At 44.4% G+C, this 19,279-nt stretch carries 7 protein-coding genes and 1 riboswitch; all 7 genes read right to left on the bottom strand.

The genetic code is table 11. The features are described from left to right. Positions 1-11 precede the first annotated feature (11 nt). The 7 genes from MHB67_RS01925 to MHB67_RS01895 all read right to left on the bottom strand — a co-directional run bounded on the left by MHB67_RS01925 (position 12) and on the right by MHB67_RS01895 (position 19,220). Positions 12-10,718, bottom strand: a complete 10,707-nt coding sequence (locus MHB67_RS01925; RefSeq protein WP_342492748.1) for an amino acid adenylation domain-containing protein — start codon at positions 10,716-10,718, stop codon at positions 12-14. Between the two features lie 145 nt (positions 10,719-10,863). Continuing rightward, positions 10,864-10,957, bottom strand: a riboswitch (cyclic di-GMP riboswitch). Positions 10,958-11,325: 368 nt separating this feature from the next. Continuing rightward, on the bottom strand, positions 11,326-12,129 hold the full coding sequence (locus tag MHB67_RS01920) for an ABC transporter permease (protein ID WP_024424298.1): 804 nt from the start codon (positions 12,127-12,129) through the stop codon (positions 11,326-11,328). Continuing rightward, positions 12,122-12,991 carry an ABC transporter permease gene (locus MHB67_RS01915; RefSeq protein WP_342492747.1) on the bottom strand — a complete coding sequence of 290 codons (870 nt, stop codon included), beginning with the start codon at positions 12,989-12,991 and terminating at the stop codon, positions 12,122-12,124. Before MHB67_RS01915 ends, MHB67_RS01920 begins: the two co-directional genes overlap by 8 nt. Next, positions 12,991-14,082, bottom strand: a complete 1,092-nt coding sequence (locus tag MHB67_RS01910; RefSeq protein WP_342492746.1) for an ABC transporter ATP-binding protein — start codon at positions 14,080-14,082, stop codon at positions 12,991-12,993. The genes MHB67_RS01915 and MHB67_RS01910 overlap by 1 nt, the downstream gene beginning before the upstream one ends. A gap of 8 nt (positions 14,083-14,090) precedes the next feature. Further along, complete coding sequence (locus MHB67_RS01905) at positions 14,091-15,176, bottom strand: ABC transporter substrate-binding protein (RefSeq protein ID WP_024427273.1); 1,086 nt, start codon at positions 15,174-15,176, stop codon at positions 14,091-14,093. Beyond that, a complete protein-coding gene (locus MHB67_RS01900) occupies positions 15,173-17,161 on the bottom strand; it encodes a hydantoinase B/oxoprolinase family protein (RefSeq protein ID WP_044332682.1) in 1,989 nt (662 codons plus the stop codon). Before MHB67_RS01900 ends, MHB67_RS01905 begins: the two co-directional genes overlap by 4 nt. Further along, complete coding sequence (locus MHB67_RS01895) at positions 17,151-19,220, bottom strand: hydantoinase/oxoprolinase family protein (protein ID WP_024427271.1); 2,070 nt, start codon at positions 19,218-19,220, stop codon at positions 17,151-17,153. Before MHB67_RS01895 ends, MHB67_RS01900 begins: the two co-directional genes overlap by 11 nt. Positions 19,221-19,279: the final 59 nt, after the last annotated feature.

Below are 19,279 nucleotides of genomic sequence, written 5' to 3'. Positions count from 1 at the left end.
TTCATTTTTGCTTAAAATAGATCCATTAGCTTTTCAAGTTCGTCCATGGTGAGATCCTCATCCCCCACATCACTAGGTGTGATCTGACTCTCATCCTGTGATAGACAATGTGAGATCAATGCCTTCACATTCTTTTCTAAGAGTTCCTTGAACTGTTCGATCGTACGTTCTTCGAATTCAAGGTGATGATAGGATATCGTCACATGGAGCATGGCTTGTTCTACGAAACCAACAATATCCAGCGCATGAGGTTTCTCAGATTCAGGGCTCAGCGATTGTCCTGCATGCCATGGAGAACGCCTCAATTCACCGCCACCGATCTGTTCATCAAATTGACCAAGATAGTTAAAGCTGATATCTGGTGTGACTTGAAAATCGATATCGTCCTTCATCTTGTCAGGCGTTAAGTATTTTAAAACGCCATAGCCGATGCCCTTGTTCGGAATGTGTCTGAGTTCCTCTTTTAAATACTTGATCTGATAAGAAAGATCGTCTGCATGCGACATATCCAATAACACAGGATACATACTAGTAAACCAGCCAATGGTCCGTGATACATTGACCGCAGGGAGGATGTCCTCTCTCCCGTGCCCTTCAAGATGAATAAAGTGCCTGTCTTCACCTGTCCACTCTTTCATGGACAACCCTAATGCCGTCAGCAAAATATCATTGATTTCTGTTTGATAGGCTTCATGTACATCCGTTAGCAGACTGCGTGTTTCCTCTTCAGACAATGCAAAACGAATGGTCTGTGTATGAAGCATTCGTTGATCCTCCGTGACATGTTCCCTTTGAAGCGGAGGAACGGAATGCGCAAGCACCTTTTTCCAATAATCTCTTTCCGATAGCAGCTCATCTGACACAGCGTATTCAGTCAGCTTCTGGGCATATTCTTGGAAGGAGTGTGTTTTTTCAGGGAGGGTAAGAGTTTCCCCACGCTTCAACTGTTCATAAAGAGCCATGAAATCTTCAAGGAAAATGCGCCATGACACACCATCAATGACAAGATGGTGTACAGCGAGCAATAAATGATCTCCTTGATCTGTTCGGAAAATGGCAGGTTTCACTAGTGGTCCCTCCGTTAACGACATACTCGCCTGCACTTCATTTGCCAGCTTTTCTACTTGCTGGATCTGCTGCGACAGCTCTCCTTTTACTTCCACCACATCAATTGCCACATTGTTTTCCTCGATTCCTCGATGACGCTGGATGACGCGCCCTTCTTCGAGCGGATATACCATTCGCAATGCATCATGATGAATCATGAGCTGCTCCAGTACTTGCTGAACGATTTGTTCATCCAAGCCATTTGGCGCATGAAGCATCATCGATTGGTTCCAGTGATGCTGATTCGTAAAGTTTCGTTCAAAGAACCAGCGCTGAATCGGTGTTAAAATGACTTCTCCTTCGACAGGTGATTGATCGGCTGTGAGAAGATCGGCTTCTTCAATATATGGGCGCAGCTCCGCAATCGTTGGGTACTGGAATAGAAGTTTCATATCGAGCTTCCAGCCTGCTTGCGTGAGTCGGCTTGCCATTTGGATACCTTTAATCGAATCTCCGCCAAGGAAGAAGAAATGATCGTGAATGCCGACTTGGCTGACGCCAAGGACATCTTCCCAAATGCCGCAAAGCAGTGTTTCCACTTCGTCTCTTGGTGCTTCGTATACCGTTTGGTTCGCTTCGATATCAGGAGCTGGCAATGCTTTGAGATCGACCTTTCCATTGGCCGTCATTGGAAATTGATCTAGTTTTATGATCCATGATGGCACCATGTATTCAGGCAACGTTCGTTTTAGGCTTTCTTTCAGGGTTGTTGTTTCTTCAGCCGCGATGACATAAGCGATAAGTGCATCTTGATCACTCGCATCTTTGACCGTGGTCACGACAGCTTCTTTGACCGAATCCAGCGTCAGGAGCTGGGCTTCAATTTCTGACAGCTCAATACGGAAGCCGCGGATGTTGACCTGATGGTCTATTCTGCCGAGATAGATCAGCTGACCATCGTCTGTCCATTTCACTAAATCGCCTGTACGGTACATGCGCTCGCCTGGATAAAATGGATCTGGGACAAATCGTTTATCGGTTTCCTCTGGAAGATTCCAGTAGCCCCTCGCCAGTCCTTTTCCTGCAATGACGAGCTCGCCCGGTACGCCTGGCGGCGACAGGTCGTATAACGAACCCATGATGTAAAAACGTGTATTGGCAATGGCTGTTCCTATCGGAATCGTGCCTTGTTCTGGATCGATGACTCCACTTGTCGCTACGACTGTATTTTCAGTTGGACCGTAGTTATTCACTAGTTTGTATGGGACTGGCTTTACCTGTTTCAGCTTGTCTCCGCCTGTTAGTAAATAGCGTAAAGAATGGTTGTCCATTGACATAAACTGCTCGCATAACTGAGTCGGCAGGAAAGCAATGGTGATGTTTTCTTTATTGAAATACGCATTGAGTTTGATCATATCGAGACGAATCGCTTCGTCAATAATGTGCAGCTCTGCGCCGGCGATCCACGTTGGGAACATCTCCCAAATGGAGGCGTCAAAGCCAAAGCCGGCATATTTCGCGGTTCGATCGTCTTTCGTCACTTGGAAGGCTTCATTGTGCCAGAATGCAAGATTCACAAGGGACTGGTGCTCGACCATGACACCCTTCGGCTGTCCTGTCGTCCCAGAGGTGTAAATCATATAAGCGAGATCCGTTGGTTTGATATGAACCTGAATCTCGTGAGCTTCTCCTTCTACGGCATCTTCTATGAACAGCACTTGACCTGTAAATGAAGATGGTGCAGTGAGTCCTTTTTGCATCAGAAGCACCTCTGCCCCGCAGTCTTCCAGCATGTAGGCAATACGCTGCGCTGGATAGTCTGCATCAATTGGAACGAATGCCGCACCTGCCTTGAGAACGCCAAGAACAGCTGCCGTCATGTCAAGGGACGGACGAGTGAAAATACCGACGCGGTCGCCTGGTTTTGTGCCGTTTGCGATGAGTCTTGAAGCGACTACATTCGCCCGGCTGTTCAGCTCTTTATACGTCCAGCTCGTTCCGCAGAAGGTCGCTGCTTTTTGGTGCGGTGCTTCTTGAGCCTTAGCCTCAATCAAGGCATGGACGGTTTGATCTGACGGGACGTCTAGAACAGGACCTAACCATTCGTTCAGCTGTTTTTGCTGCTGCTGCGGTGACAATAATTGCATTTGATCTAACGATTGATCTGGTGCTGACACCATTTGTTCCAGCAAATGAAGGAAATATTCTTTCCACTTTTCAATTGATGTCTTTTGAAAGATAGAACAATTAAAATCAAACACGAGCTCAATTTGATCTGCGGATTCGTTTCCAGTTAAGATCAAATCAAATTTGGCAATATTCTCTTCGAATGGCTGTGGAACAATGTGAAGCCCATCCATTGATAAATCACGAATATCCGCATTTTCCATTGAGAATACCACGTCAAAAATTGGATGACGGCTTGTGTCGCGAACCGTTTGCACCTGATCTACCAATTCTTCAAATGGGTACAGCTGATGCTCATTTGCCTCTAACACAAGCTGATGAACATTTGAAGCAAATTCAGCAGCTGTCTGATGTCCTGATGGTCTTGTTCTAAGTGCCAGCGTGTTCACAAACATGCCGATCACAGATTGAATATCAGGATGGGTTCTGCCAACAACCGGAGAACCAATGATGATATCTTCTTGTCTTGAAAGCTTGCTCAAAAGAATACTGTAGCCAGCAAGCAGGACTGTATAGGTCGTACTGTTGAGCGCTCTAACGAGTTCGTCCAATTTCGCTTTAAGCGAACCTGCGATTGTAAATGAGACACGATCTCCTGCGAATGTTTGCACTTTTGGCCTTGGCAGATCTTCTGGCAGTGCCAGTACAGGCAGCTCCCCTTGTAATTGATCCAGCCAGAAAGCCTCTTCAGCTGCTTTTTGCGCAGCAGATGCCTCACTTTTTGACCAAACTGCATAATCCTTATATTGAACAGGTAATTCCTCTAGTTTGTCTCCTCGATACAGGGCTGATAGCTCCTCAATTAAAATGCCAACAGACGCACCATCTGAAATGATATGATGCATATCAATCAGTAAATAATGGGCATTTACGGAGACGGAAACCAGCCCTATTCTGAGTAAAGGCGCTTTTTCTACATCAAATGGCCTGATAAAGTCATTCATTAATTCCTGTATGTCTCGGCCGTTCTGTTCAATTTTTTCAATGTCTACAGAGACATTTGTTTCAATCCGTTGAACAGGTTCATTCTGAACAAAATCAAAACTCGTTCGGAAAGCTTCATGACGTTGGACTAGCTGATCAATTGCCTTTTCAAATCGTTTTTCATCAAAGGCTCCTTCTATCTTTAAGGCAGCCGGCATATGATAGCTTTGCTCCGCATCAGTCATTTTCTCCAAAACAAACAGTCTTTTCTGAGCAGATGTCACTGGATAATAGGACGCCTCTTTGGCAACTTCTACTCGCTTGATCTCCGTTTGATCCGCTTGATCAACCGCAAGGGCGAACGCTTCTAATGTTGGGGATTCAAATAAAGACTTCAAAGTGAGCTCCACCTGCATCTCTTCATATAGCCTGTTTAGCATTTTCATGCCGCGCAGCGAATGGCCCCCGCATTCAAAGAAATGATCGTGCCTGCCGATTCGCGGCACTTCAAGAACTTCCTCCCAAATGTTCGCCAGCAGACGCTCTGTTTCTGTTTGAGGAGAGGTGTATTCATTTGCCCCCTGCTCACTGAGATCAGGTGCTGGCAGCGCCCGCCTATCGACCTTGCCATTATTCGTCAAAGGAAGCTCGTCTAATTGCATGAAAAATGCCGGCATCATATATACAGGCAGTTCACGCCCTGCTTGCTCGCGCAAATCAGATAATGAAACAGATCCTTCTGCTGTGAAATACGCACATAAGGTGTCATTCGAAGCAGCAATGACGACAGCTTCCTTCACCTGAGGATGCTGCAGCAGCTGGTGTTCAATTTCACCAAGCTCGATACGCTGTCCGCGAATCTTCACTTGATGATCGATCCGTCCAATGAATTCAATATTTCCATTCGGCAGCCAGCGTGCAAGATCGCCCGTTTTATACATGGTCTCTCCAGGGCGAAAAGGATTGTTGACAAACTTTTCGCTTGTTAGTTCTGGCTGCTTATAATATCCTTTCACCAGTCCATCACCAGCGACACATAGCTCTCCCGCCACACCCGGCGGCTGAACATGTCCAAACTCATCTACAATATAAACAGCCGTTTGACTCACTGGCTTTCCGATTGGGATGGATAACGCCTGCTTCTCAATATGATTCACAGGATAATATGTGGTGAAAATTGTGCTCTCAGAAGGTCCGTACATATGAACAAGCTTGTCTTTCCCAACTGTCTCAAGTGCAGTCACTACATGAGGCACAGAAGCACGTTCTCCGCCAAACAGCACTTTTCTTACGTTTTTCAGGCTGTCTTTTTTCATGTCGATGAGTAAGTGAAAAAGAGCTGTTGTGATCATTAAAATACTGACATTTTCCTTCTCAATCACTCCAGAAAGCTCATTCATGTTTAAAATATGATCCTTTGGCAGAACAATGAGTTTCGCTCCGTTTAATAATGCACCAAACACATCAAACATAAAGGCATCAAATACATAGTTTGAGAGGCTCATCACCGTGTCTTCATGATGAATGGTGAGATAATTCGATTGCTTCACCGTTCTCAAAATGTTCCGGTGTGTCACCATATTTCCTTTAGGCTTACCGGTTGTACCTGATGTATAGGTCAAATTCGCCAAGTCCTCAGGTAAAATATGAGCATCTATAGGGCTGTCTGACTGCTGAGCAATCGCTTGATCTTCTGTTTCTATGATGGTTCCCTCAAATGCAGTGAGCACTGAGCGATGGCGCAGCACTTGATGTGTCAGTAAGAATTGCGCACCGCTGTCTGTTAAAAAGTGCTTCACGCGCTCATCAGGGAAATCGGGGTCAATTGGTACATAGACACCGCCAGCCTTAAGCACAGCCAAAACAGAGAGCACCATTTCATTGGAACGTTCAAAGAATAAGGCCGCTTTCATCCCTTTTTCAAAACCATTTTCACGCAAATAATGAGCCAGCTGATTCACTCGGTCATTCAGCTCTTGATAAGAAAGAATCTTATCTTCACATTGCAATGCAGGCTGATGACCATGCTGCTGCACCTGTTTTTCAAACTGCGTCACAATGGTTTCTTCTGCTGGATAAGGCGAAGGTAACGGATTCCACCTATTTAACTGAGCTTCTGCTTCTTGTTCAGACAGTAATCGATAGGATTGAATAGCTTCCTGCGGCGCTTGAACCATCTGCTCCAGCAGATAAACATAATGTTTCATCATCTGCTCTGCCGTACTTCGTTTAAATAGCGCCGTACTGTAATCAAGTACAAAGGATAAACCTTGATCGGACTCCATCGCTTGCAGTGTTAAATCAAATTTCGCAATATGAAAATTGGTTTCTTCAACCTCGACCAGCATGTCTCCAATATGCTGGGCTGCTCCATGATCCGGCGCGAGTGTAAAGACGGTGTCAAACAATGGATGACGGCTAAAATCTCTTGGCACATTCAGCTTTTCAAGCAGCCGTTCAAATGGGTATTGCTGATGCTCAAATGCCTGCATTGTCTTTTTCTTTACTTGCTCAATCAGCTGAGACATGGTTCCATTCGGATCTACCTCAGACCGCAAAGCAAGTGTCTGGACAAACATACCGATCATGTCATTCAAATCTGTATGCACACGCCCTGCCGCCGGTGTGCCGACCACAAATTCCTTTTGACCTGTATATTTGGCAAGCAATGTATAGTAAGCAGAAAGCAAGACCGTATACAGTGTCGTGTGATGGTTTGCTGCAAGCTCCTGTAATTGATTCTTTAACGCTTCATCTATTTCTTTGATGACACGATCACCTGCGAAAGACTGGACAGCTGGACGCTGATAATCAGTCAGCAGCTGTAAAGCCGGAATATCACCCGAAAATTCTTGCAGCCAAAATGCCTCTTCTTTTTGAAAGCCTTGGTGCTGTTGCCAAACTGCATAATCTTGATATTGAAGCTTCAATGGTGCTTTAACCGATCCCTCGTAAGCATCTGACAGCTCACGCAGCATCAAATCGATCGAAAGACCATCTGAAATCAAATGATGCATATCGAAAAAGAGCAAATGCTCCTGATCATGCAATGACTGCAAACCAATTCGAAGAAGCGGCGCACACTCAAGATCAAAAGGTCTGACAAATTGCTGCATGTTTTCTTCCATCGTACCGCCTGTCAGCTGTTCTATTTGAAAGGACACTGATGAAACGATCCGCTGACGAGGAACACCTTTTATCGTATGAAAAGAAGTGCGCAGCATATCGTGACGTGAAATCAGCCTGTCAAAGGCTTCAGTCAGCTTCTCAAGCTGCAGAGTTCCTTTTAACCTCACAACAGCAGGCATATGATATGCAGTGCTTTGCTCCAATTGACTCACCATATAGACGCGCTGCTGTGGAGGCGACAATGGATAATGATCAGCAGCCGGCGCTTTTGGTATCACCGTTTCAGAAGACCTTTCTGCTTTCTCAATATAAGCAGCTAGAGCAGCAATTGTCTGCTGTTCAAATAAAACGGAGAGCGGCACCTCCACTTCAAAGTCTCGCTGAACCTTGGTAAGTACGGTCATCGCTTTGAGCGAATGCCCGCCTCGATCGAAGAAAGAATCATACACACCGATCTTCTCTTGATCTAGAATGTCTTCCCACAAATGAACAAGCTTCGTTTCTATATCGTTTCTAGGTGCCGTATAAACAGCATGTACCGCTCTATCACCTTTTAATGCAGCAAGTGCACGACGGTCGACTTTGCCGCTGACTGTGAGTGGAAAAGCATCGAGCTGTTTGAAATAAAGAGGCATCATGTACGCTGGAAGCTGATGTTTGATAGCCGCTTGCAGCATGTCAACAGACACACCTTCATGACGAGCTTGATAATAAGCACTTAACGCCTTTTCTCCATCCGCTTCGTCAACCACTAGCACGACAGCCTTATCAACTCCATCTACCTGCTCCATCACAGCTTCAATCTCGCCTGTTTCTATCCGGTAACCCCTTATTTTCACTTGATCGTCCATTCTGCCAAGATAATCAATCGTGCCATCTGGAAGCCATCTGACTAGATCCCCCGTTCGATACATCCGCTCATGCGGAGAAAACGGATCTGCTGTGAATACCTTCTCCGTCAATTCAGGCTGATTCACATAGCCTCGCCCAACACCTATACCGGCAATGCACAGTTCTCCTGCTGCCCCATGCAGCTGCAATTGATCATGTTCATTTAAAATATAAATGCGATGATGACCAAGCGGTTTTCCAATCGACACATAGCGCTGTTCAGTTGATTCGCTCAACTCACTGAGATCTAGACGATGCACCGCCGCATCCACACACGTCTCAGTTGGACCATACACATTCCACAGAGTAAAATCAGGCTGACTCATACGAACTGCTTCAATGAGTGAACGTGCTGCTTTCGCAGGCAGCGCTTCTCCCCCAATCAACATGTGCGTCAATGACAGCCCGTCCAAATCCGCAGCAAGTAAAAGCTGCACATGCGCCGGTGTTCCATCTGCCGCTTCAATTTGATGTTTTCTGTAATAAGCCGCTAGCTGCATACCATTTCTCGTCGTTTCTCGCGGGATGATATGAAGCGTCTGTCCAAATAAAAGGGCAGCAAAGATTTGTTTGACCGATGCATCGAAATGGAATGGGGCTAGAAGCGCCATTTGTAGCTCATTCGCCCCTTGATAAATCTCATGATGCAAAGCATGGACCAAATGATGAAGCTGAAGATGCTCAATCATGACGCCCTTCGGCTTTCCAGTCGTACCCGATGTATAAATCATGTAGGCTAAATCATCCGGCGCCGTCTGATCTACAAGCTCAGGCAGCCGTCCATCATCTAATAATATTTGCTGCAGCACGATCAATTTTTCCGAGAGGGCTGGGTACTCTTGAATGAACGATTCCTCTGTTAACACAATAGAAGCACCTGAATCCTCCACAATAAATTGAATGCGCTCCTCAGGTAATGCCGGATCAATTGGTACATATGCCCCGCCAGCCTTTAGTATGCCGAAGACTGCTGCCATGGCATCTGTCTTCCGCTCCATCAAAACAGCAACAGGCACATCACGTGAGATACCTTTCATTTGTAAAAAACGTGCCAGCTTTTCTGCCTGTTGTTGCAGCTCTCCATAAGTAATTGTTCCATCTTCTGCTACAACGGCTGTCCGGTCTGCATATTTGTTGGCTGTCTCATCAAACAGGTGATGAACCGGTTTTGCTGCTGGCCTTTCAAACGATTCTCCTTCAGATAATTGCAGCAGCTCCTTTTGTTCACCTGCTGAAAGTAAAGGCAGTGTCCCGATCAGCTGATCAGGCTGAGAGACGGCCGCTTCTAGTAATATCAAGAATCGATCAAACATCTTACTCATTTCTTCTTCTGTGAATACATCTGTACGGTAATCCAAATCAATGGTCAATGTATCAGTATCCCAGCGGTCTTTCACATGTATTGAAATATCATTCATTCCGCTCCCGCTAAAAATCGGTTCAGTAATGAACGACAGATTCTCTTTTTTCTGCCACTGCATCACCTGATACTCTAAAGAAATATCAAAAAGGCGTCCTGTAAAGCCTTCTCTTTCCCGCAAATCATTCATGAGCAAATTGTAAGGGTACTTTTGGTGTCGCAAGATCTTCATTTGATCTGCCATGACCTTCTTTACGAAATCAAGAAACGATTGCGATCCTTGAACAGATGCACGCATTGGAATCGTGGATACAAACATCCCAATCATCTTTTTTTCTTTGGCATTCGTCCGGTTGCCCATAAAGGTTCCAAGAACGACATCCTCCATACCGCTAAAGCGATGTAAGTAAATATAGACAGTGGACATAAACATCGAAAGCATACTGACTTTCTGTTCTTCACAAAAAACACGAAGCTTCTCCTTTAAAGAATCTGGAACATCCCCTGAAAATCGCTCCGCATGCAAACTCATCTCGTATCCCTTATGCGGTTTTAAAGATGCGAAGTCTGGAATATGAGCAAATTGCTCATTCCAAAAAGCTTGGTCTTTTTGAAAACGTTTAGAAGATTCATAGGTCTGCTCACTCATGATGTGATCAACGAAGGAAATCTCCTCAACTGGCGAGATGTCTACTCCTTGCAGCATGTTATGATATAAATCAATAATGCGATTTCCCATTAGAATGATGGAAATACCATCCGCGACAATATGATGTGCTTTACAGAACAGCCAGCACTCTTGATCACTGATTTGAAACACCGTAAATTCAATCAAAGGGCTGTCAATCAATGGCATCGGCTCACGAATCTGCTCGTTTGCCCAAACCCTTACTTCCTCTTCACTCCAGCCCTTTTCCATGCGAATCGGCTGTTTTTCATAAGGTTTGATATATTGAACAGGCTCCTCTTCTTCATCTCGATACACAAGCCTCAGCCGAAGAGAGTCAGTTTGTCGAATGTACGCTTGAAGCACATCGACGACCAAAGAAGGATCGAGACCAGATGCTGATCTCAACCTGGCGAATCCACCCAAATTAGAAATACTTGTACCTGGATAAAATCTTTCCGTGTAGAATACTCGCTTTTGCGCATGTGTTAAGGGGTAATAAACTGTATTCATTCTCATCCTCCGCCTCTTCTATGTTTTCTCCACCAATTTCACCCTGCACCCTCTATATCAAAAGAACCAAGTCTATTTCATTAAAATAGACGGTTAAACCGAAAAGGAGCCCACCCCGAATAAAACGGAGGGACTCCCATTTTCATTCGGTAGCCTGCCGACCTTAGCAAAAAAAGAATCATTTACCTTAGGACATGGCTTTGCGTCTCTATGTTTCCATAGATTTGCCTTTTTCTTCTTTTCTTTTAGATATTTTCTATTTACGTCCACTTTATATGAAAATATTGTTTTTTTCACCGAAAAATGGGTGTAAAGATTCATGCGTTATACCGAAGGGATCCTGTGAGAATTGACGATATTTACCGAAAATAACTAATAATAGTTGCGTTCAACCGAAAATAATCGACTAAATACCGCAAAAATTTCATATTTTCCCTTAAATTTTGAAAATATGACCGAAAATGTAGGATAGAGGTCTCCTTGCGTTCCCCGCAAATTCTTAAATCTTAAGAACTATATTCCCTAAAAAAATGAATTTTTTTACTGTAAAAACAACAAAAAAAAGAGCTGTCATTTCAAATGACAACTCCTTGTTTCTTCATTATATTTACATCACCTTAGACAGACCAATCGTTTTTTCAATAATGAGCAGCGCAATGATAGAAATGATAATAAATATGACAGATATCGCATTGACACTTGGATCAAAGGTCTGCTCAATGTAATTAAAGGTCCTGACAGGAATTGTAATGGTTTGAGGAGAGGAAACGAACAAACTGATCGATATTTCCCCAAATGACGTCACAGCTGAAAACACCCCTCCTGCAATGATTCCTGGCTTAATCAAAGGCAATGTGACTCGAAAAAACGTGCGAATGGGTCCTGCGCCAAGATTCATTGAAGCCAGCTCAAGCCGCGGATCTAAATTCGAAACACTCACGCCTACCGTTCGAACCACATAGGGAAAACCAATGATGACGTGACCAATGACGAGCGCCCACAAAGACCCTGTAAAGCCCATAGCCGTAAACAAGTAAAGCATTGCAATCCCTAACACCACCTGAGGAATCATGAGAGGTGACAGAATGAAAGCTTGGACAGCCTCCTTTCCCTTAAAGGAAAGCCTTGCTAAAGCATACGATGCCATTGTCCCTAAAAGAACCGTGAGAGGCGTCACGATGAACAGCAGAATCACACTGATCCGAAGAGATTCCATCCATTCTGGATTTGACACGACCTCATGAAACCAGCGCACAGAGAACGAAGTCGGTGGAAATTCAGGAAAGGCATTTGGACTAAAAGCAGATAGGACGATCACAAGAACAGGTATGGTTAAGAAAAGATAAACCAATGACCCAGCAGTCCAAATCAGGATGGAAAGCAAGCGGTCACCTATTGACTTTTTACGCATGCATCCTCGCCTCCCAACGCTTCAATAAATAGCTTAATAGACTGACTACCACAAGCACACAAACCAATAATGTAAAGGACATAGCCGCAGCAAGAGGCAGATTATACACCTGCATGACCTGCTGATAAATTGACAGCGGCAGCAGCGGCTGCATCCGTCCGCCGACTAACAGCGGGGTGATATAACTTCCTGCTGCCAGTGAGAAGACGATGATCGCGCCAGTCACCATGCCTGGAATGGTCAGTGGTAAGGTGACATGAAAAAAGGTTCGAATCCGGCCAGCTCCAAGACTCATAGAAGCCGGTCTTAAGTGACGATCCATATCGGTTAAGCTTGTTGCGATCGGCAGTACTGCAAATGGCAGCATGACTTGGACATAGGCAATAATGACCGCATTCATATTCCACAGCATCGAGAGCGGCTTCTCAATCACCTGTAAATCTAGTAACATGCCATTGATCAGACCATTTTGCGAAAGAAGAACAATCCATGCAAATGTCCGAATCACAACACTTGTCAAAAGCGGCGACACAAGTAGGATATAGAAAAATGCCCGCAGACGCGGATTAGGTGCTTTGACGAGCACGTATGCTGCGGGGTATGCCATCAATAAACAAATCACCGTTGTCTGCAAAGCCACCCACACAGTACTTCCAATCGCCTTTACATATGCATCTGTCGTGAACACATGAATATATTGAGAAAGGCTATACGTTTGTAATGTATTCATCATCGAATCGACATCGCGAAAACTGAGAACGAGCATCATCACCAGAGGAGCTAGTAAAAATACTACAAGAAACAAACAGGCTGGCAGCAGCATAAACCAATGAAATCGTTGATTCTTTTTCTTGATTCGCATCACGTATGCACCTTCGAATCTAAGAAAACGATATCTTCAGGCTGCCAATGGATATGGACGGTTTCTCCAACTTCAGGCAGCTCGGGAAATGCCGCATCAGAAGCATGGACAATGATTTCACCTTTATCAAGCCCCACAACCAAACGTAATGAATGCCCAATATAGCTCACATCTGACAGCACGCCTGATACATGGTTCGGCTTTACTTCCTCCCGCTCAGAAGAGATGCTAATTCTTTCAGGACGCAGCATAAGCAGTTGCTTTTCCCTCTTTTCTTGATGTGCCGCAGCCTGCAGCTGAAGATGCTGACCGTTTGAATGGGTGACATGCGGAACTGTAAATGCCGCATCAGCTTCATTGTACACGGCCTCAAAGATGTTCACCTGTCCGATGAATTCAGCTACAAATCGATTGTTTGGCTGGCGGTACACCTCTAAAGGCGTCCCAATCTGCTGAATTCTTCCTTCTCCTAAAATTCCAACCCGATCAGAAAGGCTTAAGGCTTCCTCTTGATCATGTGTCACAAGAATGGTTGTAATCCCGACATTCCTTTGAATATTTCGCAGCTCTGTCTGCATGTTTTTTCTTAGTTTGGCATCTAGGTTGCTGAGCGGTTCATCAAGAAGGAGAACAGACGGCTGAATCGCCAGCGCTCTTGCAATCGCTACCCGCTGCTGCTGACCACCGCTTAATTGGTGGGGCATCCGTTTCGCAAATGCCTCTAATTGAACAAGAGACAAGCTTTCCATCACCTTCTCTTTAATTTCCGCCTTCTTTTTCTTTTGAACCTTTAGCCCGTACGCCACATTATCAAATACAGTCAGATGTGGAAAAAGTGCATAGCTTTGAAAAACCATACCTGTTTTTCTTTGGTAAGGCGGCAAAGCTGTCACATCCTGATCGCCAATATAGACGACGCCTTTTGTTGGTTCTAAAAAACCGCCAATGATGTTTAATAATGTTGATTTTCCGCAGCCGCTAGGACCAAGAAGGGAGAAAAACTCTCCCTCATTCACCGTAAGACTGACATCGTTGAGAGCAATCTGCTCACCGAAGTGCTGACTGATGTGTTCTAAATGAATTCCACTCATGCGATCACCTATTTTCCTCCGCCTAATACTTCGTTCCATCGATTTGTCCAATTGCCAAGCTCAGAGGTCGCTGTTTCATAATCTACCCAAGTCAGCTTGCTGTAATAATTTTCTCCAACTTTCACTTTCCCCTTAATCTTGTCATCGTATTTCACATCAGAATTCGACATGCCATAATAAGATTTTTCCGAGAAAGCCTCCTGAGCTTCTTTTCCACTTAAGTAGTTTAATAGTTTGTACGCCGCTTCTTCATGCGGACTTCCCTTCGTTAAAGCCCAGCTCGCAACAGCTGCAACAGCACCTTCTTTCGGATATGAAAAACCAATATCCATGCCTTCTTCTTCAAGTGCAAATACTCGCCCGTCCCAATATGGAACAGCCGCAACATCCCCACGTTCTAACAAGGTTTGAATCGATCCTGGGTTATCTGGAAAAGCAGCAACATGACCTTTTAACTGCGCGAGACTTTTAAATGCTTTATCAATATCCTTAGGATTTGATTCTGTCCCCCCTTGCGCATGAACAAGTGCAGAGAAAAATTGCAAACCGGCTGAATAAGTCGGAGATGAAATGGCTACCTTCCCTTTCAGCTGACTGCTCCATAGGTCAGTCCAGCTGTTTGGTTCCTGCTTGACGAGGTCTTTTCTATAAGCAATACCAAGCTGCCCCATACTAAAACCTGCTGCATATTGTTTTCCATTCACAGTAAGCTTCTTTTGGACAGAACGGTAAAGCTTTTTGACGTTCGGCGCTTGATCTTCATCAATAGGCGCAAGAACGTTTGCCGCGATACCTCTTTGAATCGTATCAGGCTGTAAGATTAGTAAGTCATATGGTGGATTTTTCCCATTTGACGCTTTTAATTTTGTAAACCATTCAGAATCCGCCCCAGAGACGGTTTGCACTTTAATTCCTGTATCTTTTTCAAACTTTTCGAGGATTGGTTTGATATTCTTTTCCCAATCGCCTCCATATACGCCAACAATCACAGTCTGCTGCTGTTTGCCTTGATCCTTTCCATTTCCACCACAAGCGGTCAGCAGTACAACGATTGATAGGATGCCTGCAAAAATAGCGATTAATCTTCTTTTCATGATTCATTTCCCCCTTTTTGTCCATTCATTTGACGAAGTGCTTGAGTAATATCTTTCTTTGTTAACGGCTCATTTCTATGACTGAAATGTTGATGAACTGCATGTTTATAGTGCGTACGTTCATTAGCCGGATAGGAACGAAGCTGAACGGCAAGCTCACTGCTGGCTTCGTCCGTCCATACTTTCTCATAAGCTGCTCTTTGTTCTCCGAAATCCCACACGTCAGTAGATGGAGAATGATTAACCTTTTCACGCACCCTGCTCGTCTGCTCCTCATCAATCTTCCATTCATTTTGGTCTAAATATACTTTCACACCATATTGCTGCAGCGCTCTTTCTTCACTTAATAGACCTGCTTCCACTTCCTGAAGGACTTTTTCTTTTTTCCTGTCAAATGGATTCCCCCAGCCGCCTCCACTTGGTGAAATCAATTGAACGATATCGCCTTTATCAAGTCGCAAGACATCTATTTTGGGCTGGTCTTGTTTCTCACCATTAGCTGTCATCAGCTTGACCTCACCAACCGCTCCTGCTCGGCCGCCCATTAATCCCCAAGGCTGAAACTTCATCCGTTCCATTCCTCGTGCTGTCACCATCGATTCAGGCTTTATCATTTCAAATTCCAAACCAATCGCATGTCCGCCTCGATTTTCACCAGCTCCACCTGTATTCGGCAGAAGCTCATATCGGTGAACATGAATATCAATATGCTGTTCTAAACTCTCAATTGGGGTATTCTTCAAAAAGCCTGACGAATGATCAATACCGTCCACTCCATCAGTACCATTTTGAGCACCTCCGCCTCCGCCTAATGGTTCGACAACGGACATTTTCCTGCCACCCGTTTGATCATCAGGTACAGAGAGAACCACAATGGCAGATTGACCTGCACCTGCTGCCGGCACTGCTTCAGGCAGCAGCTTACCAATGGCGCCCAGCACGACATTGTACAGCCTCATCGTAATCGAGTGACGAATCCCGACAGAAGCCGGGTATTCTGGATGCACCAGCGTTCCTTTAGGAGAGATCACGTCAATTGGATACGTTATTCCACCATTAATCGGTATAAAAGGATCCTTACTAATGATGTAATTAATCAACCCTTGATAAAGAAAGGAATGTTTCTGACCATTGGTAACAAGGTTAAAGGCTGTTTTTACTTGCGGATCACACTCAGAAAAATCGAGCGTCAGCCGTTTCCCTTTGATCGTTAGCTTGATTTTCAACCGAATCGGGACGCCTGAGATCATATCATCATCTAAATAATCAGCAAATTCACTCGTTCCATCCGGTATAGCTTCAATGACCTTTCCAGCACGATCCTCGGCTTGCTTCAGCAAGTCTATCATTCCTTGTTTCACTTCGTTTTTTCCGAATTTCTCAATCATTTCTTTTAACCGAATATCTGCTGTATTCACTGCAGCAATCATCGCATTGATATCACCATCATTTAGATGACTAGCGCGGCTGTTAGCTCTTAAAAAGGTACGTACGATCTGATTTTCTTTCCCGCCTTCATAAATTTTTACTGGCGGAATTCTTAATCCTTCTTGATGAACATCCGTTGCTGTCGGTGAAATACTCGAAGGCACAAGTCCACCCACATCACTGACATGAACAAAAGACCAAGCATAGCTTACGATTTCATCATCTACAAAAATCGGCTTAATGATATGGACATCTGGCAGGTGAGTCGCCAAACCATCTGTCGTATAAGGATCATTAGTGATGATAATGTCTCCTGGCTGCATCGGCCCGCTTTCTTCAATCGCTTTTTTTAGACTCAGCCCTAAAAAGATCGTCACACCCACTGTCTTCGGATAAACAAAGAAATCTCCAGAAGGCGTGGCTAATGCTGTCGCAAAGTCAGCAGATTCTTTGACGAAGGTCGTAAATGACGTTCGTTCAATGACATGTCCCATGCCTGATGCAATCGCATTAAAATAACTGCGCATCATCTCAAGCTTTGCTGGATCAGTTCTCATGTAAAGCTGCCTCCTTTGAAATCACTAAGTTACCTGACGGATCAATGCTGCCTGCCCAGTTTGGCAAAATTAATGTTGTTGTATCATCCTGCTCAATAACGGCTGGTCCATTTACAATAGAACCTACTGACAGAGTGTCCCGGTTATAAACCGATGCTTCGTATTCTTTTTCCTCTATAAAGATTCGTCTATATTCATATGGTTTCAAAGACTGTCCGCTGCTTTCATGAACAGGTGAAAAAGGCAGCGGAGGCGTCTCGCCTATGACTCGAACGCGTAAATGAGTAAACTCGATGTTTGCCTGATCATCCCTATGACCATATTGACGCTGATGCAGTTTGTGAAAGGCTTCAATGAGTTGGTGGATGTCTTGTTCTTGTTTTAGCCAATCAATCGATAATGGCAATTCAATCTCAAATGCCTGTCCTTGATAACGTGCGTCTGCTAATAATAGAATGGATGTCTGATTGATATGCTGAATGTCCTGCTGGCTGACCCAATCAGTCGCTTTTCGCGACAGCTTCTCATAATCTTGTTTTAGTTGGTTGATCGAATAGTCTTGTAAGCATATTTTCTTCGACAGCACCGCATCATGAATAAAGTCAGCGGTCAGAGCACCTAATGCACATAATGTACCCGGACTCGGAGGAACAACCACATTTTTCGCATGAATTTCTCTCGCAAGAAAATTCGCTACAACCGGCCCTGCTCCGCCAAACGCCAGCAAACTAAAATCTCTAGGGTCAAATCCTTGCTGCTCCATCACATTGCTTAATTCTGTGTACATATTGGCTACGGCTACTTGAATGAGCTGGTCAGCCGCCTCTTCAACCGTTTTGTTGAGCTGATCAGCAATTGGCTGAAAGGCCTTTTTCGCCGCAGACAACTGTAATTGTAAATGTCCTCCGGCAAAACGTTCTTGATTGAGATAACCGCATATGAGAAACGCATCAGTTAAAGCTGCTTTTTCTCCCTTTCCATACGAAGCTGGTCCCGGATTTGAGCCAACTGATTCTGGCCCCGCTTTTAGAAGTCCGCCCTGATCAATCCATGCTACCGAACCTCCCCCTGCTCCTATTGAATACATCGCAACAGATGGAAGAATAATTGGGAAGCCTGAAAGCTGATTGGATTGCGCCATTGTAGGCTGTCCATTTTGAATAATCGAGATATCTGCACTCGTCCCCCCGACATCAAAAGTGATCAGGTTGGGTTCACTAGCTGATGCTGCAATTCTCGCCGCACCGATGACACCAGCTGCCGGACCAGAAAAGAGAGTCTTAACAGGCGAGGTTGCCGCACTTTCTGCATCCATTAAACCACCATTTGATTGTGTAATGTATGGAGAAATTGGTACACCTTCTTCCTTCAAACGACTTTTCAGCGTTTGTAAATACTGTTTCACCTTTGGTTGAATGTACAAATTAACAACAGACATCACTGTACGCTCGTATTCCCTCATTTGAGGCCATAATTCAGATGAGGTAAGGACTTCTAACTGTGGATAATGATGATTGATATAGGCTTTTGCCTGTAATTCATGAACTGGGTTTTGATAACTATGTAAAAAAGAAATGACGATACCTGCTAGATTTTTAGATATAACATGCTGGACTGCATCATCTAACTGCTGCAGATGGAGAGGGTTTTTGATCGTACCATCGTGTATCAACCTTTCAGAGATTGGATATACATGCTTCCGAGGTATCAATGGTTCTGGCAAACGAGAATTGAAGTCATAAGGAATGGGTAGTCGTAAACGTTGAAGTGACAATATATCTTGAAATCCTTCTGTCACAAAAAGAGCTAAATCTGCTCCTTTTCGCTGCAATAATGTATTAAGACCGATTGTCATTCCGTGAACGAGGTATTGGATGTTGGATAAATCAACACCTCTTTTTTTTAGAAGATTTAACCCATTGATAATACCTTGGGCTGGGTCATCAGTCACTGTGGGTGTCTTGAGTTCAGTCAGCTCCCCTGTTGCTTCATTTATCAACGATAAATCAGTAAATGTTCCGCCTATGTCTATTCCGAGCCGGTATGAGACATCCGCCATTTGTACTTCCCTCCTACAATGTAATTTGAATCATATTTTGATAAATTACGACATTTTTT

This window comes from Bacillus sp. FSL H8-0516 (assembly GCF_038635285.1).
Lineage (GTDB): Bacteria > Bacillota > Bacilli > Bacillales > Bacillaceae > Bacillus > Bacillus safensis.
Note: the sequence above shows the minus strand (reverse complement) of the source record. Positions and strands in the feature narration are given on the sequence as shown.